The 26,499-nt window shown below is 39.4% G+C and carries 23 protein-coding genes, 1 other RNA gene, 1 pseudogene and 1 other annotated feature; of the genes and pseudogenes, 23 read left to right on the top strand and 2 right to left on the bottom strand.

Annotation, left to right across the window (positions count from 1 at the left end):
- The first annotated feature begins 114 nt into the window (after positions 1-114).
- From HOO54_RS14960 to HOO54_RS14935, 6 genes are all read left to right on the top strand, one after another.
- Positions 115-390, top strand: a complete 276-nt coding sequence (locus HOO54_RS14960) for a LapA family protein (RefSeq protein ID WP_172296637.1) — start codon at positions 115-117, stop codon at positions 388-390.
- A 63-nt stretch (positions 391-453) separates the two neighbouring features.
- Entirely contained in the window at positions 454-2,790 is a 2,337-nt protein-coding gene (recJ, locus tag HOO54_RS14955) for a single-stranded-DNA-specific exonuclease RecJ (RefSeq protein ID WP_172296635.1), read from the top strand.
- A gap of 17 nt (positions 2,791-2,807) precedes the next feature.
- The gene (locus HOO54_RS14950) at positions 2,808-3,320 is read left to right on the top strand and encodes an adenine phosphoribosyltransferase (protein WP_172296633.1); all 513 of its coding nucleotides are present in this window, start codon (positions 2,808-2,810) and stop codon (positions 3,318-3,320) included.
- Between the two features lie 172 nt (positions 3,321-3,492).
- A complete protein-coding gene (locus HOO54_RS14945) occupies positions 3,493-5,694 on the top strand; it encodes a RelA/SpoT family protein (RefSeq protein WP_172296631.1) in 2,202 nt (733 codons plus the stop codon).
- Positions 5,695-5,706: 12 nt separating this feature from the next.
- Positions 5,707-6,150: a D-aminoacyl-tRNA deacylase gene (dtd, locus tag HOO54_RS14940; RefSeq protein WP_172296629.1), complete on the top strand. Its 444-nt coding sequence runs from the start codon at positions 5,707-5,709 to the stop codon at positions 6,148-6,150.
- Positions 6,151-6,309: 159 nt separating this feature from the next.
- Positions 6,310-7,623: a TcaA 3rd/4th domain-containing protein gene (locus tag HOO54_RS14935; RefSeq protein ID WP_172296627.1), complete on the top strand. Its 1,314-nt coding sequence runs from the start codon at positions 6,310-6,312 to the stop codon at positions 7,621-7,623.
- Between the two features lie 41 nt (positions 7,624-7,664).
- On the opposite strand, the gene HOO54_RS14930 is transcribed toward HOO54_RS14935, so the two are convergent.
- Positions 7,665-8,858: an N-acetylmuramoyl-L-alanine amidase family protein gene (locus HOO54_RS14930; RefSeq protein ID WP_253907687.1), complete on the bottom strand. Its 1,194-nt coding sequence runs from the start codon at positions 8,856-8,858 to the stop codon at positions 7,665-7,667.
- Between the two features lie 228 nt (positions 8,859-9,086).
- On the opposite strand from HOO54_RS14930, the gene HOO54_RS14925 reads away from it, so the two are divergent.
- The 6 genes and pseudogenes from HOO54_RS14925 to HOO54_RS14900 all read left to right on the top strand — a co-directional run bounded on the left by HOO54_RS14925 (position 9,087) and on the right by HOO54_RS14900 (position 14,291).
- Complete coding sequence (locus tag HOO54_RS14925; protein ID WP_172296625.1) at positions 9,087-9,248, top strand: YrzK family protein; 162 nt, start codon at positions 9,087-9,089, stop codon at positions 9,246-9,248.
- 58 nt (positions 9,249-9,306) lie between these two features.
- Positions 9,307-9,542, top strand: a binding site (T-box leader).
- 68 nt (positions 9,543-9,610) lie between these two features.
- On the top strand, positions 9,611-10,879 hold the full coding sequence (gene hisS, locus HOO54_RS14920; protein WP_172296623.1) for a histidine--tRNA ligase: 1,269 nt from the start codon (positions 9,611-9,613) through the stop codon (positions 10,877-10,879).
- A gap of 15 nt (positions 10,880-10,894) precedes the next feature.
- Positions 10,895-12,673, top strand: coding sequence for an aspartate--tRNA ligase (gene aspS / locus HOO54_RS14915; RefSeq protein ID WP_172296621.1), 1,779 nt, complete (start codon positions 10,895-10,897; stop codon positions 12,671-12,673).
- Between the two features lie 65 nt (positions 12,674-12,738).
- A non-coding RNA gene (gene ssrS, locus HOO54_RS14910) (6S RNA) lies at positions 12,739-12,935 on the top strand.
- A gap of 94 nt (positions 12,936-13,029) precedes the next feature.
- Positions 13,030-13,794 (top strand): tRNA threonylcarbamoyladenosine dehydratase, encoded by a 765-nt coding sequence (locus tag HOO54_RS14905; RefSeq protein ID WP_172296619.1) that lies wholly within the window; start codon positions 13,030-13,032, stop codon positions 13,792-13,794.
- Positions 13,791-14,291, top strand: a pseudogene (locus HOO54_RS14900) (SF0329 family protein). Before HOO54_RS14905 ends, HOO54_RS14900 begins: the two are co-directional and overlap by 4 nt.
- A 47-nt stretch (positions 14,292-14,338) precedes the next feature.
- On the opposite strand, the gene HOO54_RS14895 reads toward HOO54_RS14900, so the two are convergent.
- Entirely contained in the window at positions 14,339-15,604 is a 1,266-nt protein-coding gene (locus tag HOO54_RS14895) for a replication-associated recombination protein A (protein ID WP_172296615.1), read from the bottom strand.
- 333 nt (positions 15,605-15,937) lie between these two features.
- On the opposite strand from HOO54_RS14895, the gene cymR reads away from it, so the two are divergent.
- The 11 genes from cymR (at position 15,938) to HOO54_RS14840 (ending at position 26,455) form a co-directional block, all read left to right on the top strand.
- Positions 15,938-16,354, top strand: coding sequence for a cysteine metabolism transcriptional regulator CymR (gene cymR, locus HOO54_RS14890; protein ID WP_172296613.1), 417 nt, complete (start codon positions 15,938-15,940; stop codon positions 16,352-16,354).
- Positions 16,355-16,373: 19 nt separating this feature from the next.
- Complete coding sequence (locus HOO54_RS14885) at positions 16,374-17,513, top strand: cysteine desulfurase family protein (protein WP_172296611.1); 1,140 nt, start codon at positions 16,374-16,376, stop codon at positions 17,511-17,513.
- 26 nt (positions 17,514-17,539) lie between these two features.
- Positions 17,540-18,655, top strand: coding sequence for a tRNA 2-thiouridine(34) synthase MnmA (gene mnmA / locus HOO54_RS14880; protein ID WP_172296609.1), 1,116 nt, complete (start codon positions 17,540-17,542; stop codon positions 18,653-18,655).
- A 100-nt stretch (positions 18,656-18,755) separates the two neighbouring features.
- On the top strand, positions 18,756-19,406 hold the full coding sequence (locus HOO54_RS14875) for a tetratricopeptide repeat protein (protein WP_172296607.1): 651 nt from the start codon (positions 18,756-18,758) through the stop codon (positions 19,404-19,406).
- A 62-nt stretch (positions 19,407-19,468) separates the two neighbouring features.
- Entirely contained in the window at positions 19,469-21,835 is a 2,367-nt protein-coding gene (recD2, locus tag HOO54_RS14870) for an SF1B family DNA helicase RecD2 (protein WP_172299599.1), read from the top strand.
- Positions 21,836-21,923: 88 nt separating this feature from the next.
- Positions 21,924-22,424: a PRC-barrel domain-containing protein gene (locus HOO54_RS14865; RefSeq protein ID WP_172296605.1), complete on the top strand. Its 501-nt coding sequence runs from the start codon at positions 21,924-21,926 to the stop codon at positions 22,422-22,424.
- Positions 22,402-22,593, top strand: coding sequence for a hypothetical protein (locus tag HOO54_RS14860; RefSeq protein WP_172296603.1), 192 nt, complete (start codon positions 22,402-22,404; stop codon positions 22,591-22,593). The genes HOO54_RS14865 and HOO54_RS14860 overlap by 23 nt, the downstream gene beginning before the upstream one ends.
- A 27-nt stretch (positions 22,594-22,620) precedes the next feature.
- Positions 22,621-22,734 carry a DUF3918 family protein gene (locus tag HOO54_RS14855; RefSeq protein ID WP_172299597.1) on the top strand — a complete coding sequence of 38 codons (114 nt, stop codon included), beginning with the start codon at positions 22,621-22,623 and terminating at the stop codon, positions 22,732-22,734.
- A gap of 122 nt (positions 22,735-22,856) precedes the next feature.
- A complete protein-coding gene (locus HOO54_RS14850; RefSeq protein WP_172296601.1) occupies positions 22,857-23,867 on the top strand; it encodes a substrate-binding domain-containing protein in 1,011 nt (336 codons plus the stop codon).
- A 177-nt stretch (positions 23,868-24,044) separates the two neighbouring features.
- Positions 24,045-25,352: an ABC transporter substrate-binding protein gene (locus HOO54_RS14845; protein ID WP_172296599.1), complete on the top strand. Its 1,308-nt coding sequence runs from the start codon at positions 24,045-24,047 to the stop codon at positions 25,350-25,352.
- Positions 25,353-25,567: 215 nt separating this feature from the next.
- Positions 25,568-26,455, top strand: coding sequence for a carbohydrate ABC transporter permease (locus HOO54_RS14840; RefSeq protein WP_172296597.1), 888 nt, complete (start codon positions 25,568-25,570; stop codon positions 26,453-26,455).
- Positions 26,456-26,499: the final 44 nt, after the last annotated feature.

Genomic DNA, 26,499 nt, shown 5'->3' with positions numbered 1-26,499 from the left:
TCTAGTAGGGAAATAAAAAAATATCAACGAACGATTACTTCACCTACGTTTGTTTTAAAACGGAGTGCGGCGGGCAAAACTATTCGAAAAACGATGTGGATTGGGGGACTTGCGATGTATAAACAATGGACAATCATCACAGCTCTTTTTTTTACAATGGTTGTTGCCATTTTTGCGGTCATGAATGTAGAGCCTGTAAAAGTTGATTTTCTGTTTGGGACGGCTGAATGGCCTTTAATTCTTATTATTTTGGCTTGCGTTTTGATGGGGGCGCTCATTACCGGCTTGACCGGTGCCTTTCAGATCATCAGGCTAAAGAAAGAACTTAAGACACTTAAAACAAAAAAAACGGAAGAGGATCAATCCCTTATATCAGAACAACGAGAATAGAGAGATTTAAATTGAATCCCCTCAAGTCATTCGAGTATAATAGGGTGGTTGAGGGGTGAAATTATGTTAGCGTCAAAAATGCGTTGGGATGTGAAAACAACTGACACAAAAAAGGCGAAGTCACTTTCCGAGCAATTGGAGATTACTCCGCTAGCCGCCTCATTGCTTGTTATGAGAGGCTATGATACAGCTGATAAAGCTGCTTCATTTTTGTATGGTAAGGATATTCAGTTTTACGACCCGTATCTGCTGAAAGATATGGAAAAAGCTGTACAGCGAATTAAACAGGCGATTGCAAAGCGTGAAAAGATGATGATTTATGGAGATTATGATGCCGACGGTGTGACAAGCACGACTGTTCTATTACAGACTTTGAAAAAATATTCGGCAGAAGTCGATTTTTATATACCTGACCGTTTTAAAGAAGGATACGGTCCTAATGAAGCTGCTTTCCGCCAAATCAAAGAACAAGGGTACTCTTTGATTATTACCGTAGATACAGGTATTGCTGCTGTACATGAAGCGGAAGTTGCCGATGAGCTCGGAATCGATCTGATTATCACAGATCACCATGAGCCTGGTCCTGTTTTGCCTCATGCTTATGCGATCATTCATCCGAAACAACCTGGTTGTCGTTACCCTTTTAAAGATTTGGCTGGTGTTGGCGTGGCATTTAAACTTGCTCATGCGCTCTGTGGTGAGGTGCCAGATGAGCTTCTTGATCTTTGTGCAATTGGAACAATTGCAGACCTTGTGCCGCTTCATGATGAAAATAGACAAATTGCCAAGCTGGGAATCATGCAATTCAGGAAAACGAATCGGCTTGGCTTAAAAGCATTGACAAAAATTGCAGGAGCAAATATTCACGATGCAGATGAAGAAACAATCGGCTTTCAGATTGCGCCGCGTCTTAATGCAGTAGGCAGAATTGAGCAGGCAGACCCGGCTGTTCATCTATTAAATACAGAAGATGAAGCAGAAGCACAGGAACTAGCAGAAGCTATTCATGATCTAAATAAGGAGCGACAAAGAATCGTCGCTCAGATGACAGAAGAAGCTATTCAAATGATAGAAGAACAGGGCCTGGAGCAACATGTAATCGTTGTGGCTCGTTCAGGCTGGAATCCCGGGGTCGTGGGAATCGTCGCTTCAAAGCTTGTTGAGCGCTATTATCGGCCTGCGATTGTTCTTGGTATCGACGAAGAAAAAGGAATTGCCAAAGGTTCAGCCCGGAGTATTAAAGGGTTCGATTTGTTTCAAAACCTTTCAGAATGCCGGGATATCCTTCCGCATTTTGGTGGACATCCGATGGCTGCAGGTATGACATTAAGTCTTGATCATGTGAGTGCATTAAGAGAAAGAATAAATAGACAAGCTGCAGCTGTTTTGACAACAGCTGACTTCATTCCTGTTCAAGATATTGATCTTTCCTGCCGTCTAGAAGATATTACACTTGACAGTATTGCAGAAATGAATCTGCTTGCCCCATTCGGAACAGGGAATCCAAAGCCGTTTGTTCTACTCAATGGTGCTAAGGTTGATGAAGCAAGAAAAATTGGTGCTAATCAGAATCATTTAAAACTCGTGTTAACTGATGGACAAATGAAGTTAGACTGTATCGGTTTTCATAAAGGTGAAATTGAAGAAGAAATTGTGACAGGCACAAACATTTCCCTTGTTGGTGGGTTATCGATCAATGAATGGAACAATAGAAAAAAACCGCAGCTTATGTTAAAAGATGTAGCTGTTCAAGAGTGGCAGCTGTTCGATCTGCGGGGAAAGCGGTCATGGGAAGAAAAAATTTTAAAACTAGACCCGGAAAAACGGACAATCGTTTGTTTTCGAGAGGAAACAGAGTCAACCTTAACAAGGCTCGGTTTTAAAAATGAGTTGGTTTTGATCAAAGGTGAAATAGATGCAACTCAGCTTCATTTACATGGTCGTTACGCGGTTTTCATTGATATGCCACCATCGATTGAGCTGTTTTATCAAACGATTAAAGGTCAACAGCTAGAGCGAATCTATCTGATTTTTTATCAATCTGATGAACATTTTTTTTCGACCGTACCGACAAGAGAATATTTTAGATGGTATTATGGGTTTCTTCTTAAAAGACGCACGTTTGATTTGGCAAAACATGGCGGGGAATTGGCGAAATTTAAAGGTTGGACAAAAGACACAATAGATTTTATGACAAAGGTGTTTTTTGAGCTCGGTTTTGTTACAATAGAGAATGGTGTTTTAACTGTTACTTATCAACCCGAAAAACGGGATTTAACAGATTCAACAACCTATCAGGAAAAACAGCGCTTAATTGAAGTGGATCAAAAGCTCGGATATTCTTCAGTAGACGAGCTTAAACAGTGGCTGGATCAGCAGATAATGCTTATGAAAGTATGAGGAGGACATGAAAACAGATGGATTTAAAGAAGTATGTAACAATTGTACCGGATTATCCAAGGGAAGGCGTACAATTTAAAGATATTACAACACTGATGGATAAAGGGGAAGTCTATCGCTATGCGACAGATCAAATTGTAAACTATGCAAAAGAAAAGCAAATAGATCTTGTCGTCGGCCCTGAAGCAAGAGGGTTTATTATTGGCTGTCCGGTTGCGTACGCACTTGGTGTGGGGTTTGCGCCAGTTCGTAAAGAAGGCAAACTGCCTCGCGAAGTCATAAAAGTTGACTATGGCTTAGAATATGGAAAGGATGTCCTCACGATCCACAAAGATGCGATATTGCCAGGGCAACGTATCCTTATTACAGATGACCTTCTTGCAACCGGAGGAACGATTGAAGCAACGATTAAGCTAGTTGAAGAGCTTGGCGGTGTTGTTGCCGGAATCGCTTTCCTCATCGAATTGACATATCTTGAAGGAAGAAAAAAACTGAACGGATATGATATGTTAACCTTGATGCAATATTAAACACACTTTATACTATAAAAAGCACTCATGACATGCGAGTGCTTTTTTCCTATTCTCTAAAAAATGTGATAGAACGGTTTTTTTTGTCCTTTTCAATTTCTTCTCTTTACATCTGTGACATTTTTCTTGATAATAATTACAATACAGTTTTCAATATAAAAAAGGTGATTCCATGGCGAACGAACAAGTATTAACTGCTGAGCAAGTCATTGAAAGGGCAAAAGCTTACCTTTCCGATGAACATATTGCTTTTATAAGAGACGCTTATCAATACGCGGAAGACGCGCATCGCGAACAGTACCGCAAATCAGGTGAGCCCTACATTATCCATCCGATCCAGGTAGCAGGAATTCTAGTTGATCTAGAAATGGATCCAGCAACGATTGCGGGGGGCTTTCTTCACGATGTTGTGGAAGATACGAGTGTAACACTTGATGATTTAAAAAATGTATTTAACGAAGAAGTTGCGATGCTTGTCGATGGTGTTACAAAGCTTGGAAAAATTAAATATAAATCGCAAGAAGAGCAGCAGGCGGAAAATCATCGCAAAATGTTTGTGGCAATGGCTCAAGATATCCGCGTTATTTTGATTAAGTTGGCAGACCGTCTTCATAATATGCGAACACTGAAGCATTTACCACAGGAAAAGCAGCGGAGAATTTCCAATGAAACACTGGAAATATTCGCCCCGCTCGCGCATCGCCTTGGGATTTCAAAAATTAAGTGGGAGCTTGAGGACACCGCTTTACGATATTTAAATCCACAGCAGTACTACCGGATTGTCAATCTAATGAAGAAAAAACGGGCAGAGAGAGAATTGTACGTTGAAAAAGTTGTCAATGAAGTGAGGAATCGCGTTGAAGAGGTTAACATCAAAGCAGATTTCTCTGGACGTCCTAAACATATATATAGCATTTATCGAAAAATGGCGATGCAGAACAAACAGTTTAACGAAATCTATGATTTGCTTGCAGTACGAATTTTAGTCAATAGTATTAAGGATTGTTATGCAGTGCTGGGGATTATCCATACATGCTGGAAACCGATGCCTGGTCGATTTAAAGATTATATTGCAATGCCAAAGCCGAACATGTATCAGTCGCTTCATACGACAGTTATTGGACCAAAAGGAGACCCGCTCGAGGTGCAGATCAGAACGTTTGAAATGCATGAAATTGCCGAGTACGGGATTGCAGCTCACTGGGCCTATAAAGAAGGTAAAAATGTTAATGATGGGGCAAGCTTCGAGAAAAAATTATCATGGTTCCGCGAGATTTTAGAATTTCAAAATGAATCAAATGATGCGGAAGAGTTTATGGAATCACTTAAAATCGATTTGTTTTCAGACATGGTGTTCGTCTTTACACCAAAAGGAGACGTGATTGAGCTCCCATCCGGTTCAGTACCTATCGATTTCTCTTATCGGATCCATTCAGAAATCGGTAATAAAACAATCGGGGCGAAAGTGAACGGCAAAATGGTTACACTCGACTATAAGCTGCGTACCGGAGATATTGTCGAAATTATGACTTCCAAGCATTCATACGGTCCCAGTCAAGACTGGGTCAATCTTGCACAGACATCTCAGGCAAAGCACAAAATTCGTCAGTTTTTCAAAAAACAGCGCAGGGAAGAAAATGTTGAAAAAGGTAAAGAATTGATCGAAAAAGAGATTAAAAACTTGGACTTTGAAGTAAAAAATGTATTGACAGCTGAAAACCTGCAAAAAGTAGCTGACAAATTTAACTTCACAAATGAAGAAGATATGTATGCTGCTGTTGGTTATAACGGAATTACAGCGCTGCAAGTCGCAAACCGTCTGACAGAAAAAGAACGGAAAATGCGGGATCAGGAAGAACAAGTAAAGAACGTTCAGGAAGTGACCGCTGAAACAAAGCCGTACCAAGGAAAAAAACGTGAAGCTGGTGTACGTGTTAAAGGTGTGGACAACCTATTAATCCGTCTGTCTAAGTGTTGTAACCCTGTTCCTGGTGATCCGATCGTCGGCTTTATTACGAAGGGGAGAGGTGTATCTGTACACCGCGAAGATTGCACGAATGTTTTGACAAATGAAGCGCTTGACCGTCTTATTCCAGTAGAATGGGAACATGAGCCACAAACACAGCGGAGAAAAGAATACAATGTTGAAATTGAAATATTAGGCTATGACAGACGAGGCCTGTTAAATGAAGTACTCCAAGCCGTCAATGAAACGAAAACGAATATTTCATCTGTTTCGGGCAAGTCTGACCGCAATAAAGTGGCAACGATTCATATGGCGATTTTTATACAAAATATCAATCATTTGCATAAAGTTGTCGAACGGATTAAACAGATCAGAGATATTTATTCAGTACGCAGGGTGATGAACTAGGAGGGAGCCGTCATGAAATTAGTTGTTCAGCGAGTCACAGATGCAAGTGTATCAGTAAGCGGTGAGATCGTTGGTAAAATCGGTCTCGGTCTGATGGTGCTTGTTGGGGTGACTCATGAAGATACGAGTGAGGATGCCGTCTATTTAGCAGAGAAGCTCGTCAATCTGCGTATCTTTGAGGACGAAGCTGCGAAAATGAATCTTTCCCTGTTGGATGTGAGCGGTTCGGTATTATCAGTATCACAATTTACATTATACGGTGAAACGAAAAAGGGGAGGCGGCCTAACTTTACAAAAGCCGCCAAACCCGATGTGGCGTTGCAATTATATGAGGAATGGAACAGACTTCTCCGTGAAAAAGGAGTGTCTGTTGAGACAGGCAGATTTGGAGAAATGATGGAAGTCAAATTAACAAACTCCGGACCCGTTACATTGATTATGGATTCAAAAGTTTAGGGGGATTTCTCTACGCAATAGTAACTATGTGATTGCTGAAGTTTTCTAATGTTATCTATGGAAACTTTGCCTTAGATAAATGATTGGGAGCTGTAGCAATTTTTTTCATGTATAATAATTTTTTAAATGATTTTTTGATAATCTTTGAGGAGGAATTTTGTGAAAAAGAAACAATGGATTTATATTGGCGGTTTTATTCTAGCATTAAGTGTCATTTTATTTTTAATTTTTGGGCGTTCAGCTTCGCCATCTAATTTAGCAAAGGAATTTCAGGAAAAAGTTCAAAGCAATGATGCTCAAGGTCTCGTGGAGCTAGTTGAGCTTGAAAACGATGATATACATTGGGATGAAAAGGATGCTCAAAGTATCATTACATACTTAAAAAAGGACAATCATCATTTTGACGATTTGCTGAAACTTTTGAATGCACAAGCCAGTTATTATGAGTCAGATGGCAAAGCATCAAATATGTTTTCGCAAATGTATCCAGGTGACAGCATTTCTAATGTCGGTCCATTTTACATTGCAAAAGAAAAAGGTCTTTTTGGAGATAAATATGCGATTAAAGCTAGGGGATTTAAAGTAGAAGTTCATGCCGAAAAAGGGGCTTCTGTTATTTTTAATGGTAAAAAAATTGATATGAACAATAAAAGTTCCAAAGTATTAGGTTTATATGGTCCTGGTGTCTATAAAGCAGAAGGAAAAAAGAAATTTGAATATACCTCAGTAAGTGATGAAAGTGAAGTGACTTTATTCGATCTTGACGATTTTGAGGACACAGTTAGTCTGAATTTTTCTGGTCATACTGTAAACGTTTCATCTTCAATTCCTAACACCGAGTTATTAGTGAATGGGAAAAAAACAGGAACACAGATAAAAGAAACGACTTCTTTCGGACCTGTAAAAGATGGTATAACTTTACAAGGTGCGGTAGAGTTCCCTTGGGGGGAAGGGAAAAGTGAATTGGTTAAAATTGGTTCAACCGAAAGTTATAAAGGCTATGATTTAACGCCTGACCCAATAGTGAATCATGATGTAAAGGATAACATAAAAACAGCAATAAATGATTTTGCCAAAAATAGAATCTCTGCCAAGTCATCAAAAGACATAAAAAAATTGAAAAACGTATCTGAAAACTTAAAAAAATCGTATACTGAAACGATAAATGACTATGACTCAAAAAAATATTTTGAAGGGAAAGCACTTGGGACAAGGATAGACTTTTCAGCTGCAAAATATGAAAATGGAAGCGGTGGAAGTCAGTTGATTCATATTCCAGTTGAATTTCATGAAAAAAGTAGGGAAGTTTATGAGTATATCGATACAGAAATGGAGGAAAAGTTCTCCGAAGAAAGTATTACATTAGAATATGATCAAAACAAAAAAACGTGGATGATTCAAAATGAAGAGATTGATTATTCCAATGGTGATGATTATATGACAAGTAAGGAAGTAGAAAAAACAAACTTTTGATCAACTAGCAGGGAAACTATACAATGGTTTCCCTGCTTTATTTAATTAAAATAATCTTCGAGTCCACTTAAGATCCCCTCTGTCACTCTTTCCTGATAATCATTCGTACTGACGATCGCTTCTTCTTGGGGATGACTTAAATAGCCGAGTTCAAACAAAGCAGCTGGTTGTTTATTTTCTCTTAAAACAAAATAATCGCCAAACAGAACGCCACGGCTTGGCAGTGACGATTGTTTCTCGATCTCAGATTGAATATCCGCTGCAAGTTTCTGATCTTTAACTGTGCTGTAATAATAGGCTGTATTTCCTCGAACGGAAGAATGAGTGAAACTATCGAAATGAATGCTGATAAAAGCATCTGCATTCCATTGATGAGAGATCTCTACCCGCGACTGAAGGCTCACAAAAAAATTGTCATCACGGGTCATGTACACATTGGCTCCAGCGTCTTTCAATTTTTTCTCCAAAAGCTTGGCTGTATTAAGTGTCAAGTTTTTTTCAAGAGTGCCTTGCGTTCCAATGGTCCCGCTGTCATATCCTCCGTGTCCTGCATCGATAACAATCGTTTTATGTTGAACAGAACCGCTATCTATATTTATACGATCTTGATTAGACGTCTGGACAACCCAATTTGCCACATATGCTGTTGTTCCGTTTGCCAAGGTGATTTCATACCAATCACCTTTTGTAGCGGAAATAGGATATACTTCACCATTTTTAGCGTGCTTGACAATGAGAGAGGTGGTTGTTGGCTCACTTCTGATATTGGTATCACCATGAATAATAATGGTCTTTTGTGTTGATTCTGGACCACTGTTTTTGAAGATGATGTATTGGCTTCCAACCCAGCCTGTTTGTCCATTAAAATCAATTTCATACCAACCGTTTCTTTCGTTTGTAATGGTTATGTTGTGATGTCGTTTTAAGGTTGCAATAATGGGGGCCCGCTGGGAAGCAGAGCTTCTGACATTAAGGGTGGAAACGCCGACTGTACCTACTCGTTTGTCTTTTAAAACTGAATCAGATGTTGTCATCCTGTTATCATCAGAATCAGCTTCTTCTGATTTCTCCATTAGCTTTGACATCACCCAGCCTGTTTGTCCATCGTTTAATTTGACTTGAATCCAGTTGCTTTTTTGCTCCAATATCGGATAGCTGTCATTTTCACTGATAACACTTATGATTTCGCTATCTAGTTTTGGTGCACTTCTGACATTGACTTTATTATGAGCCATGACTGCTTCCTCAGTTTTTGCCGAAGCTGTTTCAAGTTGAGTGAAAAATGAAACTTGAGTGATTAACACTAGCGATAATATGAAGCTTGAGCTTTTTTCAAAACGAATTTTTTATCACTCCTTTCAGGTGGATTACATACTTCTTGTCCAGGATCTTTTTTTCCTTGCCTTTTTTTAAATAAAATGAAAATGGTTTGTTCATACTATAGAAAAAAAGGGGTAGTTACATTGAGATATAATCATCAGATGGGTAAAGCGATCCATGAACAAGAAGGGAATTTACAGATGAAAGATCATAATGATCCTGAAAGTGCTGGCTTTTTAGAAGAGACTGCGCCAGAATTGGGAATGACATTAAAAGAGGTGATGAAAAATAAAAAGAAACGCTAACAGGGTTGACATCAATATGGTAACCTCGTATTATTATATAAATTAGTATACATATTTAAATGAACTGTTGATGGAGCATAGTAGGTAAGAGTACGTGGGAAGAGAGGAACCGCCTTAGGCTGAAAGCGGTCTGCACGGTATTTTACGCGAATGAACACTCCGAAGGTTTCCCGCTGAAAGCTGTCCATGAGCACAGTACATAGGCGGAGGACGTGAACCTGCGTTAAAGGATTGAAAGTGGGAACTGTTAAGTTCCAACTAGGGTGGCACCACGGGTATACTCTCGTCCCTACTATTTATTTTATAGTAGGATCGAGGGTTTTTTTATTATATAGATATGTAACTGATGAGGAGGCTATAAAATGGAGTTTATAATACCAAGGGGAACGCAGGATATTCTTCCTGGAGAGTCAGAGCGTTGGCAGTATATTGAAGAAATTGTAAGAGGAATTTGCCATACGCACCAATATAAAGAAATGAGGACACCGATTTTTGAACATACAGAATTATTCTCGCGAGGTGTAGGAGAATCGACTGATATCGTCCAAAAAGAGATGTATACATTTGCGGATAAAAAGAACAGAAGCCTAACCCTTCGTCCTGAGGGTACAGCTCCTGCAGTCCGTTCGTTTGTTGAAAATAAACTGTTTGCAAATCCAATTCAGCCGACAAAGCTCTACTATATCGGTCCAATGTTCCGTTATGAACGGCCGCAGAACGGACGCTACCGTCAGTTTTATCAATTCGGGATTGAAGCGATCGGCTCTAGTGATCCGGCAATTGATGCGGAAGTGATGGCACTAGCCATGAGCGTCTACCGGAAAGCCGGGTTGAAGAATTTGAAACTTGTCATAAATAGTCTTGGTGATAAAACAAGTCGGCATGCTCACAGAGAGGCATTAATCAATCACTTTGAAGGGCGAATTGGTGAGTTTTGTGGTGACTGTCAAAAACGTCTAAAGCAAAACCCGCTAAGGATTTTGGACTGTAAACAGGACCGAGATCATGAGTTGCTGAAGTCCGCCCCATCTATTCTTGATTATTTAAATGATGAGTCTAAAGCGTACTTTGCAAAAGTTCAGCAATATTTAACAGATATTGGAATACCGTTTGAAATCGATCCGAATCTTGTAAGAGGACTTGATTATTACAACCATACCGCTTTTGAAATCATGAGTAATGCGAAAGGTTTTGGTGCGATCACAACACTTGCCGGAGGAGGACGCTATGACGGATTAACTGAAGAATTTGGCGGACCGAAAGCACCTGGTATCGGCTTTGCGATGAGTATTGAACGTCTGCTAGCTGCACTTGATGCTGAAGATATCAAGATTGCTGCCGATCAAGGAATCGATTGCTATATTGTCACATTAGGAGAACAGGCAAAAGACTATTCAGTATCCCTTCTCTATAAGTTGCGAGAAGCAGGGATCTCTGCTGAAATGGATTACGAGCAGAAAAAAATGAAAGGTCAGTTTAAATCGGCTGATCGTATGAATGCAAAGTATATTGCCATTTTAGGTGAGGATGAATTAAATCAGCAAAAAATCAAACTTAAAGATGCCAAAACAGGGGAACAGCAAGAAATCTTGCTTGATGAGTTGATTGCTTTTATAAAAGAAAATAGTTAAAAGGAGAGAATCGATTTGTTTGGACGAACTTATTATTGTGGCGAAATTACAGAGACAGCGATCGGAGAAACGATAGTCCTAAAAGGTTGGGTTCAAAAAAGACGAGATCTCGGAGGTCTGATTTTTATCGATTTAAGAGACCGTTCTGGTATTGTACAGGTTGTCTTTAACCCAGATGTTTCTAAAGATGCACTGGCTATTGCTGAAACGATTAGAAGCGAATATGTCCTTGATATTACAGGTAAAGTCATTGCGCGGGCAGAAGCAACGATTAACCCGAACTTAAAAACCGGAAAAATTGAGATTCAGGCAGAATCAGTCACGGTACTGAATACGGCAAAAACACCACCTTTTTCTATTGATCATCAGGCTGCTGAAGTCTCAGAAGATATTCGCTTAAAACACCGTTATCTCGATTTACGTCGCCCGGCAATGTTTAATACTTTGCGCATGCGTCATAATGTAACAAAATCTGTGCGCCGGTTTTTGGATGATCATGGATTTCTTGATATTGAAACACCTGTATTGACAAAAAGTACACCTGAAGGAGCACGCGAATATCTTGTACCAAGCCGCGTTCATAAAGGGGAATTTTATGCACTTCCACAATCTCCGCAACTTTTTAAACAGCTTTTAATGGTATCTGGGTTTGACCGCTATTACCAAATTGCTCGCTGTTTTAGGGACGAAGATTTACGGGCTGACCGTCAACCGGAATTTACACAAATTGATATTGAAGCATCATTTATGAGTCAGGAGGACATTATGAAGCTGTCCGAAGAAATGATGGCGGAAGTGATGCGTGAGACTTGCGGGATGGAGATCTCTCTCCCTCTTCCAAGAATGTCCTATGATGTGGCGATGAACCTTTATGGATCTGATAAACCTGATACGCGCTTTGGCATGCTTTTGACCGATATTTCTGAAGTTGTTCAGGATTCTGATTTTAAAGTGTTCTCATCAGCTGTTGCTAATGGTGGGGCAGTTAAAGCGATTAATGTAAAAGGAGCGGCTGCAAACTTCTCGCGCAAAGATATTGATGCGCTTGGGGAATTCGTCGCAAACTATGGAGCAAAAGGACTGGCTTGGCTAAAATCTGAAGCGGACGGTCTTAAGGGACCAATTGCAAAATTCTTTGCTGATGAAAAACAAGAAAGTCTTAAAGAAGCACTTAAGGCCGAAGAAGGAGACTTGCTATTGTTTGTTGCTGATCGGCTGAAAGTGGTCAACCAAGCACTTGGTGAGTTACGCCTAAAGCTCGGCAAACAATTGCAGCTCATTGATGAAAGTATGTATAACTTCTTATGGGTAGTCGATTGGCCGCTGCTTGAGTATGATGCTGAGGATGGACGTTTCTATGCAGCACACCATCCATTTACAATGCCTGTCCGAGAAGATCTTCATTTGATTGAAACACATCCCGAAAAGATAAAAGCGCAAGCCTATGACCTTGTCTTAAATGGCTATGAACTTGGCGGTGGTTCAATCCGTATTTTTGAAAAAGATGTTCAAGATCAAATGTTTGCACTTCTAGGGTTTACGGAAGAAGAGGCGCAAGAACAATTTGGTTTCTTACTAGAGGCATTTGAATATGGTGCACCGCCACACGGTGGAATTGCCCTTGGTCTTGATCGGTTGGTGATGTTGTTAAGCGGCCGCTCCAACCTCAGAGATACGATTGCATTCCCAAAAACGGCGAGTGCAAGCTGCTTAATGACTGAAGTTCCAAGTGAAGTGGACAGCGCTCAACTTGATGAGCTAGACCTTTTAATTAAAAGTAAAGATCGGCAATAAAGGTAAAATCTACAGCTGATCATTCCATTGAAAATCACTGGAACATATGATATGATTTTTACAAATAAGTCCTGATGTGTTTGTTGTAAACCTAGTTTTGACCGAACATTTTTTACTTGGGAGTTCGCCGTTTTCAATCTGAGTAAATGCCTCAGCCTATCTTAGGAGTTAGAGGACTTGCAACACGTTTGAAACAGAACACCCACCTGCTGAGAGCGGGATCAAAACGATGGAATACGACAACGGCACAATTGGGACTTTTTGTGTTTAAATTTTTAGATGTTGTGATATATTGAATACACAATAAGTGCTGATATCATACTATCGGTAATTGTACATAAAGGTGAGTGAGTTTCTTGTTACATCAGTTTTCTCGAAATGAATTAGCAATAGGTAAAGAAGGATTAAATATTTTAAAAAACAGCACGGTCGCCGTCTTGGGAATCGGCGGGGTTGGATCTTTCGCAGCAGAAGCTCTTGCTCGCTCTGGTGTCGGTAAAATTGTGTTGGTTGATAAAGATGATGTTGACATTACAAATGTAAACCGTCAGCTGCCGGCTCTGCTTTCAACTGTTGGTCAACCGAAAGTCGACTTAATGAAAGCAAGAATCGCTGATATTAACCCACAATGTGATTGTATTGCTTTAAAAATGTTTTATACAGAAGAAACATATGAGCAGTTTTTCTCTTACGAATTGGATTATGTCATTGATGCTTCAGATACGATTCATTATAAAATTCACTTAATGAAAGAATGTCTCAAGCGAAATATTCAGATCATTTCAAGTATGGGAGCGGCTAATAAAACAGATCCAACGAGATTTCAAGTAGCCGATATTTCAAAAACACATACTGATCCAATTGCAAAAGTGGTTCGGACAAGGCTTCGAAAAGAAGGCATTAAAAAGGGTGTTACTGTTGTTTTTTCAGATGAAAGTCCGATTGTTATCCGTGAAGATGTCCGAAAAGAGGTTGGAAATGATCAGGCTAAAATTCGAAAAGCACAAATGCCGCCGTCTTCAAATGCATTTGTTCCATCTGTCTCTGGATTAATCATGGGTGGTCATGTTGTTATGGAACTTGTGAAAGATATTCCGATTAAACGAGTCAAAGATAAATGATACAAAAATGGAGCAAACAGAAAAAACAATTAACTAACTTCATGTGTGAAAGTTTGAAAAACCGCGTCGTTTTTCAAATAACAAGCTACTGAAAAGCTCACGATCAAATGGGTAGAGTTTATGTGATGATCGATAAAAAAGATGCTTTTAGCATGTGTTCCTTGAAGACGATGTCTGAAATGTATATTCGCCAAAAAAATTTATGGACTTCTGGAAAGGAACAGAATATTGAACAAATTCAGGAACTAGCGATTGCGCAGGCAAATGATGCCGGATATTTTTCAAAATATCACTTTTGGTATGCCCTTGACGAATATTTTTCAAACAGTATTGATCAAACACTATCTTCTCCGGATCCTATTGTGAGAATGCTTGGTATGCTTGATAAAAGAACGGGAAAACGCAGGCTGCTAAAAATGAAACAGCTGATTCATGATGAACACGACATCGTCCAATTCTTTTATCAACTCAGAATAAAAGCGGAAGCAGTTAACTAAAAAACCGGTCTGTCTCCCTCTTTTAAAAAGAGGGAAGAGAGATCGGTTTATTTTTTCTTCATTAGCTTTTCATATACTTGCTTTAATGCAAGTTCAAATTTTCCTGTTTGTTTTGGCTGATAATACACTTTATTTTTCAGTGGATCAGGCAAATATTGCTGTTCTACCCAGCCGTTGTGATAATCATGTGGATATTTGTACTCAAGCCCTCTTCCAAGTTCATGAGCCCCTTTATAATGGGCATCCTTCAAATGACTTGGTACATCACCGATTTTCCCTGAACGAACATCAGCTAACGCATGATCGATTGCAAGGATTGCTGAGTTAGACTTCGGGGATAAAGATAGTTCAATTACCGCATTTGCTAAAGGAATACGCCCTTCGGGAAAACCGATTCTTTCTGCTGTTTGAATAGCTTGAAGTGTTCTTCCACCAGCTTGAGGGTTTGCAAGTCCGATATCTTCATAAGCGATGACCAGAAGTCTTCTTGCAAGGCTTTCTAAATCTCCTCCTTCAATTAGTCTTGCTAAATAATGGAGTGCAGCATGAACGTCAGATCCTCTGATTGATTTTTGAAAGGCTGAGATCACATCATAATGAGCATCACCATCTTTATCATAGCTAAAGCTTTTTTTCTGAAGGCATTCCTCTGCTGTTTCAAGGGAGATCTGAATATGGCCATGTTCATCCGCTTTTGTCGATAAGACAGCAAGCTCGACAGCGTTTAGGGCGGAGCGGACATCTCCGCCACAGCCTGTCGAGAAATGTTCAAGTGCTTTTTCATCGATCGTGATGTGATAAGAACCAAGTCCTCGATACTCGTCATCGAGTGCCCGTTTAATAGCTATTTTAATTTCATCTACCTGTAAAGGATGCAGTTCAAAAATTTGTGTTCTACTTCTAATTGCTGGATTGATCGCATGATATGGATTAGCCGTTGTTGCCCCGATCATTGTGATCATTCCGTTTTCTAAATAAGGTAGAAGAAAATCTTGCTTGCCTTTATCAAGCCGATGGACCTCATCTAATATTAAAATGACCTGTCCTGACATTTTCGCCTCAGCCGCAACCGCTTCCATATCTTTTTTATTATGTATGACCGCATTCAGTTTTCGGAATGCAATACTTGTGCTTCCAGCGATTGCTGTTGCGATCGATGTTTTTCCTATACCGGGAGGACCGTATAATATCATGGAAGATAAATGTTTTGCTTTTACCATTCGCTGAATGATTTTGCCTTCTCCCACCAAGTGATCTTGCCCGAGAATCTCTTCAATTTTCGTTGGTCGCATTCGATATGCTAATGGTTTCATCATCATCTCTCCTGAATCTTTTCTTTTTATAGAGTACCGAAAAAAAAGCGATTAGAAAAGAAATGAATATGGTAAGCTGAATAATAACTGTAAAATGAAAGTTCATACAAAGTGTGCTATAATAACCTGTAATCTATTAGACGGATAAGGCAAACGGCCTTTGTATATGACATATGAAACGAATAAAGCGAAGGTGGACGGTAACTTTAAGATGGTTCCATAAGGGTGTCGAGTCCTTTCATCCAGGTGGAAACTCGGCTAGAAGTTCTCTCGTCTTGCGGGAAACGCCGAGTACCTTCGTCCTGAAGGCATTTTTTTGTAGAGGTGTTTAATTTGAAAATTTCAACTAAAGGTAGATATGGGTTAACGATTATGATTGAGCTTGCGAAAAAGTATGGGGAAGGTCCGACTTCTTTGAAAAGCATTGCCAAGACAAACGACTTATCTGAACACTATTTAGAGCAGCTTGTCTCCCCATTACGAAATGCAGGACTTGTCAAAAGTATTCGTGGAGCATATGGCGGTTATATTCTTGGCGGGGAACCTTCAACGATTACGGCAGGAGATGTGATTCGTGTTTTAGAAGGACCTATCAGTCCAGTGGAAGTTCTAGAAAATGAAGAGCCAGCAAAACGTCAATTGTGGATTAAGATCCGTGATGCCGTCAAGGAAGTGCTTGATAATACAACATTAGAGGACTTAGCAAGTTATACGGAAGGCGAGCAAGAAGCTTATATGTTTTATATTTAAGATAGAGGTGTAATTTAGGATGGAACGGATTTATTTAGATCATGCAGCGACTTCTCCGACTGATCCTCGTGTTGTCGAAAAAATGCTGCCTTATTTAACGGAAAATTTTGGGAATCCTTCAAGTATTCATTCTTTTGGCAGGGAGAGCCGCAAATGGCTTGATGAAGCAAGATCATTGATTGCTGAAGAGATCGGCGCACTTCATCATGAAATTGTATTTACAAGCGGTGGTACTGAAGCTGATAATATGGCTATTTTTGGAAGTTCACTAGCGAGAAAGTCACTAGGGCGTCATATTATTACAACAAAGGTTGAGCATCATGCTGTTCTTCATACTTGTCAAAAGCTCGAACAAATGGGTTTTGCTATTACATACCTTGATGTGGATCGAAATGGCCGGGTAACTAGCAAACAGGTCGAAGAGGCATTGCAAGATGATACGATCCTTGTCACAGTCATGTATGGAAATAATGAAGTGGGAACCCTTCAGCCGATTGCCGAAATCGGTGAACTGTTAAAAGACCATCAGGCATTGTTTCATACAGATGCTGTCCAAGCATTTGGATTTTTGCCGATTGATGTGAAAGACAGCCATATTGATATGATGTCTGTCTCCGGGCATAAATTAAGTGGACCGAAGGGGACAGGCTTTTTATATGTCAATGAAAAAGTAAAACTTACTCAGATTCTTTTCGGTGGTGAACAAGAGCGAAAACGCCGTGCTGGTACTGAAAATGTTCCAGGTATTGTTGGATTGAGAGAAGCTGTTTTGCTTTTAAAACAAGAAAGACAGGAAAAAACAGCACTTTACTGCCGCTTCAAAGAAATCATCATCAAAACACTCCAATCTGAAGGGGTCACTTTTGAAGTGAATGGGAGTATGAAGGACAGTCTTCCGCATATTTTAAATCTGTATTTTCCAGGAGTGTCTGTTGAAGCACTTCTCGTCAATTTGGATATGGCAGGGATTGCTGTGTCAAGTGGTTCTGCCTGCACTGCCGGTTCAGTGCTTCCTTCTCATGTTCTTTCTGCAATGTTTGGTGAACAGGCAAGTCAATTGACTTCTTCAATCCGCATCAGTTTCGGTCTTGGAAATACTGAAGAACAAATCAAGCAGGCAGCTGAAGAGCTTGCGAAGATTGTCAACCGTTTAGTTTAGGTTTAAAAGATTTGGAGTTGATAAAAATGACGAAACGGCCTGAAGATACCAGGGTAGTCGTCGGGATGTCCGGTGGTGTTGATTCATCTGTAGCAGCCCTTTTGTTAAAACAGCAAGGGTATGATGTAATTGGAATCTTTATGAAAAACTGGGATGACACAGATGAAAATGGTTATTGTACTGCAACTGAAGACTATGATGATGTGATAAAAGTTTGCAATCAAATTGGAATTCCTTATTATGCTGTGAACTTTGAAAAACAATATTGGGAAAAAGTTTTTCAATATTTTCTTGACGAATATAAAGCGGGTAGAACACCGAATCCTGATGTCATGTGTAATAAAGAAATTAAATTCAAAGCTTTTTTAGAGCACGCTCTATCACTTGGAGCCGATTATTTAGCGACAGGTCATTATGCGAGGGTCGCTCGTACGTCTGACCATGTGAAAATGCTAAGAGGGCTTGATGAAAATAAAGATCAAACTTATTTCTTAAATCAGCTAACCCAAGAGCAGCTAAGTAAAGTGCTGTTTCCAATTGGTGAACTGGAAAAAAGCCGTGTCCGTGAAATTGCAAAACATGCTGGACTGGCAACAGCTGCGAAAAAAGACAGCACAGGAATATGTTTTATCGGGGAACGAAATTTCAAAACGTTCCTTAGCCAATATCTTCCCGCACAACCAGGAGAAATGCAAACAATGGCCGGTGAGATCAAAGGTACACATGACGGTTTGATGTACTATACGATCGGTCAAAGGCATGGGCTCGGTATCGGTGGAAGCGGCGATCCATGGTTTGTTGTTGGAAAAGATTTAGAAAAAAACATTTTGTTTGTTGACCAAGGGTTTGACAACCCATTGCTTTACTCAGATAAAATCACGGCGACAAATGTTAGCTTTGTCCGTGATGGTATCAATGATCAAGGTGAATTTTCCTGTACAGCTAAATTCCGTTATCGTCAGGCTGATCATGAAGTGTCGGTCAAAATGACAGGAAGTGATGAGGCGGAAGTCGTCTTTAAAGAACCAGTCAGAGCTGTCACACCTGGACAAGCAGTTGTGTTTTACAAAGGCGAAGAATGTCTTGGCGGAGGGACAATTGATGATGTATATAAAGACGGAAAAAAACTGTGGTATGTATAAACATAAATAACCTCGGGCGATGAGCAGCTCGAGGTTGCTTGCTGTCGAGATCATGTCGATAGCTTTTTTTTCAAATAGAAACAGGAAAGGAAGAAAGCTGTTGGATTACAACAAAATCGGAATAGAGGCCATGCAAAAAGGAGATTTTGAAAAAGCTGCAGAAGCATTTACAAAAGCAATCGATGAAAATAGCAGTGATGCTGTTCCATATATTAACTTTGCTAATCTATTATCGGCGGTCGGTGAATTGGAAAGGGCGCTCGCATTTTATGATAAGGCGATTAGCCTCAATCAAAACGCAGGAGCGGCTTTCTATGGAGCTGGAAATGTTTATGTGATAAAAGAAGATTATCTTAAGGCAAAGGACATGTTCGAAAAGGCGTATCGAACAGGTCTGGAAAACAGTGATTTGTTTTTTATGCTTGGCACTTCACTTATGAAGCTTGATCAGCCCAAACTAGCCATGCCATATTTACAAAGGGCAACCGAACTGAATGAAGCCGACGCTGAGGCAAGGTTTCAATATGGGTTGTGTCTTGCCAATGAAGGCATACTTGATGAGGCAATTGCCCAGTTTTCCAAGGTAACGGAATCTAACCCCTCACATGCAGATGCATATTACAATTTAGGTGTTGCGTATGCATATCAAGAAAAACGTGAACAAGCGCTCGCTATGCTCAATCAGGCACTCGAGCTTCAACCTGATCATCTGCTAAGTATCCGTGCAAAACAACTGTTGGAACAAGCTTGATCAAGGGCTAAAAGAAAGGAGGGCGGAAGATTGTGAAACAGCAAAACCCGCAACAAATTCAAATGGATGAAGCTTCTTTTTTAAAAGGAATGGTAACGGCTGTTATTTACCGTAATGAAACAAATTTTTATACGGTATTGAAGGTGAAAGTTCAGGAAACATCAGAGATTTTCGAAGATAAGAGCGTGTCTGTCACAGGCTGTTTTCCAATCGTTTTAGAAGAAGAAATTTACACATTTTATGGAAAAACCGCCTCCCACCCGAAGTTTGGCTTGCAATTTCAAGCAGATCATTTTAAAAAAGAAGTTCCAGCGACAAAGGAAAGTGTAATTCAGTATTTATCTAGTGATTTATTTGAAGGGATCGGTAAAAAGACTGCTCAGGAAATCGTCAACAAACTTGGTGAAGGAGCAATTAACAAGATTTTAGGAGATGCTACAGTGCTCTATGAAGTGCCAAAGCTTTCAAAGAAAAAGGCAGATAAGCTAGCATCTCTCCTTCAAAAGCACCAAGGACTTGAGCAAATCATGATGTCCTTAAATGAATTTGGTTTTGGGCCTCAGCTTTCCATGAAGATTTATCAGGTGTATGAAGCAGAAACACTTGAGAAAATCCGTGAAAACCCATACCAGCTTGTCAAGGATGTAGAAGGAATCGGTTTTATTAAAGCTGATGAACTCGGCAACAGAATCGGTATTTCGGGGAAACATAAAGAACGAATTAAAGCGGCTGTTTTATATACGATTGAAGTGACCTGCCTTCAAGAAGGTCACACTTACATCATGACAAAACAGCTGATCATAGAGACGATGAAACTTTTAAACCAGTCAGCAAGTGAAGAAAAAGTATTAGAAATGGATGTAGCAGATCAGATCATTTTACTTGGTGAACAAAAAGAGCTATTCATTGAAGAAGACAGATGTTATAATCCGTCACTTTATTATGCGGAACGAACCTTTGCCAAAAAGGTGCAGAAAATTATAGAGCAAACTGAGTATGATGAACAATTTCCTGAATCAGAATTTTTGCTTGCTTTAGGTCAACTTGAAGAACGAATGCAGGTCCAATATGCACCAACTCAAAAAGAAGCCATTCAAAAAGCGATCATGTCACCTTTACTTCTTTTAACCGGTGGTCCTGGTACAGGAAAAACGACCGTCATCAGAGGAATTGTCGAATTGTATAGTGAGCTTCACGGTTTAAGTTTAAATCCGGCTGATTATAAAAAAGATGAAACTTTTCCTTTTGTTCTCGCTGCTCCCACAGGACGAGCGGCCAAACGGATGAGTGAGTCAACAGGGCTGCCCGCCGTAACGATTCACAGGCTTCTCGGCTGGAATGGTGCTGATGGATTTACATATCATGAGGATCATCCAATTGAAGGCAGGCTTGTGATTATCGATGAAACAAGCATGCTTGATATATGGCTTGCAAATCAATTATTCAAAGCGATTCCTGACCGAATTCAGGTCATTATGGTAGGGGATGAAGATCAGCTCCCATCTGTAGGTCCCGGGCAAGTTCTAAAAGATTTGTTAGCATCAGATATTGTCCCATCAATTCGATTAACTAATATTTACCGTCAAGCTGAAGGTTCTTCCATTATCGAAATGGCGCATGAGATGAAACAAGGCAGACTTCCTAAAAATTTAATAGCCTCTACAAAAGATCGTTCATTTATCCGTTGCCGTCAACACCAAATGAAAGATGTTATCGAAAAAATCGTGAAAAATGCTTTGCAAAAAGGATATTCAGCACGAGACATTCAAGTACTTGCACCAATGTACAAAGGACCAGCTGGCATAAATGAATTAAATGTAGCTTTACAGCATATTTTAAACCCGCCGAAACCGAAGGGAAGAGAACTGAAGTTCGGAGATGTCGTTTATCGGACGGGTGATAAAGTCCTTCAGCTAGTCAATCAACCGGAAAACAATGTTTTCAATGGTGATATGGGTGAAATCGTTTCAATCTTTTATGCAAAAGAAAATACAGAAAAAGAAGACATGGCTGTCATTTCGTTTGATGGAAATGAAATGACTTTTACAAAAAAGGATTTTAATCAGTTTACCCATGCTTATTGTTGTTCAATTCATAAATCGCAGGGCAGTGAATTCCCGATCGTTATTCTTCCTGTTGTGAGAAGCTATTATCGAATGCTGAGAAGAAACTTACTTTACACGGCAATTACAAGAAGTAAACAATTTCTTATTTTATGTGGAGAAGAAGAAGCCCTGGAATGGGGTGTGAAAAATAAAGATTCATCACTGAGGCAAACATCTCTTCAAAGAAGGCTTTATCAGGCAGTGGAAAAAGAGGATGAGGAACTTGTCGCACTTCAAAAACAGCTGCCTTTCAGCGTGTATGACGCCAATATCGGTATGGAAGGTATTACACCTTTTGATTTTATGGAAGAAGAGGTGAAATAATTTGTTTAAGTGGAATCCTTTTCATCGTATGAGTCTTTACCTTTCAGCAGAACATAAGACTGTTCAATAAAAGGTGGTTGATCACACTTTGAGAACATGCAATGAATTGGAAGGACTCAATGTTTACGACAGACAGTCAACTCTTTTACTTGGGCTCATTACAGATATTTGTTTTTCACATGAAGGGACATGTCTCGGTTTTATTATGGAGGAGAAACGACGATTTTATCATCATCGTTCTCTGCTTCCGCTTCCCTCTGTTACTGACATTAACAGTAATGGTGTCTATGTTGATTTCACGCAATTTAAACCGATGCCAATCCCTAAGAACAGCTATTCTTATGACCAACTCAAACAAAAAATGGTCAAAACAAAAGAGGGAAGTTCTTTGGGGATTTTGGAAGATGTATACTTTGCATCTGACTCGGGCATAATCGTAGCATATGAACTCTCAGACGGTTTTTTTGCTGATCTTTCGGGTGAAAAAAAACAAGTTCACTCATCAGGTGAACCGCTTGAAGTAGGCAAAAACTCAATTGTCTTGAATGAACAAGAGGTGTGTTCTAATGCTAATATGTCCGAATTGTAAAAGTAAAAACATCGGAAAAATCGGTGTGAATCAATATTATTGTTGGGGATGCTTTATCGAGCTGACCCTTTCGAAAGGAATAATCTCGACTCATCAAGTAGAAGAGGATGGAACATTAAGCAGTCTGGACGATTTATTTTCTGAAGATGAACGCAGCATCAATTTTTAATGATGAAAGGAGATGCGCAGATTGAATATGAATCGGACAGTGACTTCTCTTTTAGCACTGGGAGCCGGAGCTCTTATGACGACAATGTTCAATAAAAGAGGTATGAGACGGACGAGAAGACGAATGATGAGAATGTTTTAATTGATAACAGCTTGCAGGATTTTCTGCAAGCTGTTTTTTACACGTCATTTGACAAACAGTTCTGTGGACAATAAACTAAAGTTATCGATAAACAACAATTCGTTTGGTGAGGAGAAATGAGCTTGAAAACAAATATAACAATGCGTGATATCGCTGAAAAACTTGGTGTTAGCAGTGTGACGGTATCAAAAGCGTTGAATGATAAAGAAGGAGTCAGTGCCGAACTAAAAGTGAAGATAAAACAGGCTGCCGAAGAGATGGGGTATCGCTTTAATACTTTGGCACGTTCCATGAAAGATGGTCGTTCCTATAATATTGGTGTGGTGATCCCTGAACGATTCACCGGGATGGTTCAGTCATTTTATTTGAATGTTTACCAATCACTTTCAAAATCATTAGAAAAAAAGGGTTACTATGGGATTCTACAGATATTAAGTTTACACGATGAAAAAGCAGTAACCCCGCCGCGTATATATTTGGAACACAAAGTAGACGGACTGATTATTTTAGGACAAATTTCAAAAGAGTATATTGATATGTTAAACTCGGTTCATATTCCTGTCGTATTTATGGATTTTTACGATGAACATGCCAATATGGATGCTGTGATTACAGATAACTTTTATGGCGCATATGATATAACAAACTATTTGATTAGCAAAGGTCACAGGCAGATAGGCTATGTTGGCAATTTGTATGCCACAAGCAGTATTCAAGATCGGTATTTAGGTTATTATAAATCACTTCTTGAACATAGAATTCAATTAAATCAAGCTTTTGTATTAAATGATCGTGATGAAGAAGGGAAACTAATAGACATCAATCTTCCTGAACAGATGCCAAGTGCATTTGTCTGTAATAATGACCAAGTTGCAAGGCTTTTAATTAACAAACTGAACTCTCTTGGATATCTGGTGCCTGAGGATGTGTCTGTTGTTGGATTTGACAATGATGTATATGCTACAATCGGCTCCCCCGGCTTGACGACAGTTGCTGTCAATGTTGAAGAAATGGCAATAACGGCTGCGCAGTTTATGTATGAAAAGCTGAATGATTCCACAATAAAATTTGGCCGTGTTCTTGTAAAAGGAAAAGTGATTTATCGGGAGTCTGTCAGCGAAGTAAAAAATTAAATATGAAAGAAGGACAAGAACTTGCAGAAACTGCAAGTTTTTTGTGTTGTTTGAAATTAATCGGTTAACTAAAAAAATAAGTAACAGATTAAAATTAGGTTGACAGGAAAGCGGTACCATTCTAAAATTATAATTAAGTTTATCGATAACTTAATAAAACTGTGGAGGGGTATTAAAATGAAAAGTAAAATGAAGTGGTTGATTTCGCTTATGATAGGACTGCTCATTACTGGGACTCTGTCAGCCTGCGGTTCTGAAAAGAAACAATCCGGTACAGGTGAAAAAGACATCAGCGGTAATATAACAGTGATTACACAACGAACTGATATTGTTGATACTGTATTTCAAAAATATGCAGAAAAGTTTCAAGAGAAATACCCGAATGTCAAAGTATCTTTTGAAGCACTTGCAGATTACGGAGGGCAAATTACACCGCGGATGAACACAAAGGATTATGGAGATGTTTTATTAATTCCGACACAAGTGCCAATTGCTGATATTCCTGATTACTTTGAGCCTCTCGGCAGTTTAAAGGATATGGAGAAAAAATATATGGGTGTTGAGGAACGTGCTGTAGACGGGAAAGTTTATGGTATTCCAATTGCTGTCACTTACACTGGTATTGTGTACAACAAAAAAGTATTTGAAAAAGCTGGTATCAAAAAATTGCCCCGTACTTTTAATGATTTAATGGAAGCGCTTAAAAAGGTAAAAAATAGCACAGATGCCGTTCCGCTTTATACAAACTATGCTAGCGGTTGGCCGCTTACACAATGGGAAGGTGTCATCACGACTGTCGCTGGGGACCCGGATTATTATAATGTGAAAATGGTAAATGAAAATGATCCATTCGCAAAAGGAAAACCTCATTATCAAACATATAAATTGATGTATGATTTAGCGAAGCAAGGTCTTATTGAGAAAGATCCGCTGACAACGGATTGGGAGTCTTCTAAAGCGATGCTGGGTCGAGGTGAAATAGCAACGATGGTCATGGGTTCATGGGCAGTTGATCAAATTAAAGGAGTGGCAGAAAACCCAGATGACATCGGTTTTATGCCGTTTCCAACAAATGCAGACAAGGTGATTTTTCCGCTTGGTGCAGACTTCCAAATAGCCATTAACAAAAATAGTGAGAATAAAGAAGCTGCAAGAGCTTGGGTAGACTGGTTTATCCATGAATCTGATTACTCTGTTAAACAGGCGGGTGGAATTAGTGCTGCAAAAGATAAACCTTTACCAGATGAACTTCAGCATTATAAAAAAGAGGGTGTGGAATTTAAATTGCTTACACCAGCTAAAGAAGGTCAAAAAGGTCTAATGGATAAAATCGATAAAGAAGCGGAAATTGGTTTTTGGCTTGAGAAAAATAAGAAGACGATAGTAGAAGCTGGAATTGGAAATCGAAGTGAATCTTTTGACCAACTAGCAGAGCAATATAATAAAGCTTGGAATAAAGCAAGAACAAAAATCATGAAAAAGTAGGAGCTGTCTAAAAAGTCCTTTTTCAACATAAATCAGGGGGAATTGCGAGACTCCTGCGGAAACAGCGAGCCAGGCGAGACCCAAGAGGAGCAAGGAACGAGCTCCGAGGAGGCTCGCGGATCGCCCGCGGAAAGCGAGCAAATTCCCCAATTTTTATTCATCCACACGACTTTAAGGACAGCCTCTTATACAATGATAAGGGGGTGCTGCATCTAATGTTTAAATTTTCCAATCTATCATATCACAAACAACGTAAAATCATCATTATTTCCTTTTCGATATTGCCTGTAGTCTTACTGATTACTTTTGCTTATTTGCCTGTTTTTAATATGATTTATTATAGTTTTACGGATTGGAATGGCTTCAGTAAAGAGAAGCATTGGGTCGGACTTGAAAACTATATAAGTATTTTTACAAATCCAGAATACTTTAAAGTTTTTAAAGTTAGTTTATATTATTTTGTGGCGACATTTGTCCAGTTAGGACTAGCCTTGTATTTTGCGACCATATTAAGTTTTAAAGTCAGAATGAAGAACTTCTTTAAAGGTATATTGTTTTTCCCTTATTTGCTGAACGGTGTTGCGATCGGGTTTATGTTTATGATCTTTTTCCGTCCTGAAGGGACACTTGACACAGTTTTACAGATGATAGGTCTTGGAAGTATTGTTACTCATTGGTTGGGGGATCCTGATATGATTAACATTTCCCTTGCTGGAACATCTATTTGGCGCTATATGGGATTTAACTTTATTATCTTTCTTGGTGCGATTTCTTCCATCCCGAATGAGATTTATGAAGCTGCGGAAATGGATGGGGCAAATCGGTGGCATCAATTCCGCTATATCATTTTGCCAAGTATTAGCCGAATTATTCAATTGAATATTATTCTTGCCATCAGCGGGGCAATCAGTGTATTTGAAATTCCTTTTATTATGACAGGCGGAGCAAATGGCAGTGAAACGTTTGTCATTAAAACAGTAGATTTGGCATTTAAATATGGAAAAGTCGGCTTAGCTTCAGCGATGGCTGTCATTTTGCTTCTGATCGTCATCATTGTGACTGTTATACAGCGTGCGGCTTTTAAGGAGGATCGTTCGTCATGAGTCAGATGCCAACACCAAAAAAAGATCATGGACCCGATTACAAA

This window comes from Bacillus sp. WMMC1349, from assembly GCF_013155385.1.
Lineage (GTDB): Bacteria > Bacillota > Bacilli > Bacillales > Bacillaceae > Bacillus.
The sequence above is the reverse complement of the archived record's forward strand: the minus strand, read 5'-3'. Positions and strand labels throughout refer to the sequence as shown.

Coding starts and splice junctions, on each gene's coding strand:
- dtd (WP_172296629.1), top strand. CDS start 5,707: ATGAAATTAGTTGTTCAGCGAGTCACAGATGCAAGTGTATCAGTAAGC.
- HOO54_RS14840 (WP_172296597.1), top strand. CDS start 25,568: ATGTTTAAATTTTCCAATCTATCATATCACAAACAACGTAAAATCATC.
- HOO54_RS14945 (WP_172296631.1), top strand. CDS start 3,493: ATGGCGAACGAACAAGTATTAACTGCTGAGCAAGTCATTGAAAGGGCA.
- HOO54_RS14855 (WP_172299597.1), top strand. CDS start 22,621: ATGAATCGGACAGTGACTTCTCTTTTAGCACTGGGAGCCGGAGCTCTT.
- mnmA (WP_172296609.1), top strand. CDS start 17,540: ATGACGAAACGGCCTGAAGATACCAGGGTAGTCGTCGGGATGTCCGGT.
- HOO54_RS14885 (WP_172296611.1), top strand. CDS start 16,374: ATGGAACGGATTTATTTAGATCATGCAGCGACTTCTCCGACTGATCCT.
- HOO54_RS14960 (WP_172296637.1), top strand. CDS start 115: ATGTATAAACAATGGACAATCATCACAGCTCTTTTTTTTACAATGGTT.
- HOO54_RS14930 (WP_253907687.1), bottom strand. CDS start 8,858: ATGGCTCATAATAAAGTCAATGTCAGAAGTGCACCAAAACTAGATAGC.
- HOO54_RS14950 (WP_172296633.1), top strand. CDS start 2,808: ATGGATTTAAAGAAGTATGTAACAATTGTACCGGATTATCCAAGGGAA.
- HOO54_RS14845 (WP_172296599.1), top strand. CDS start 24,045: ATGAAAAGTAAAATGAAGTGGTTGATTTCGCTTATGATAGGACTGCTC.
- hisS (WP_172296623.1), top strand. CDS start 9,611: ATGGAGTTTATAATACCAAGGGGAACGCAGGATATTCTTCCTGGAGAG.
- HOO54_RS14895 (WP_172296615.1), bottom strand. CDS start 15,604: ATGAAACCATTAGCATATCGAATGCGACCAACGAAAATTGAAGAGATT.
- HOO54_RS14860 (WP_172296603.1), top strand. CDS start 22,402: ATGCTAATATGTCCGAATTGTAAAAGTAAAAACATCGGAAAAATCGGT.
- recD2 (WP_172299599.1), top strand. CDS start 19,469: ATGGATGAAGCTTCTTTTTTAAAAGGAATGGTAACGGCTGTTATTTAC.
- recJ (WP_172296635.1), top strand. CDS start 454: ATGTTAGCGTCAAAAATGCGTTGGGATGTGAAAACAACTGACACAAAA.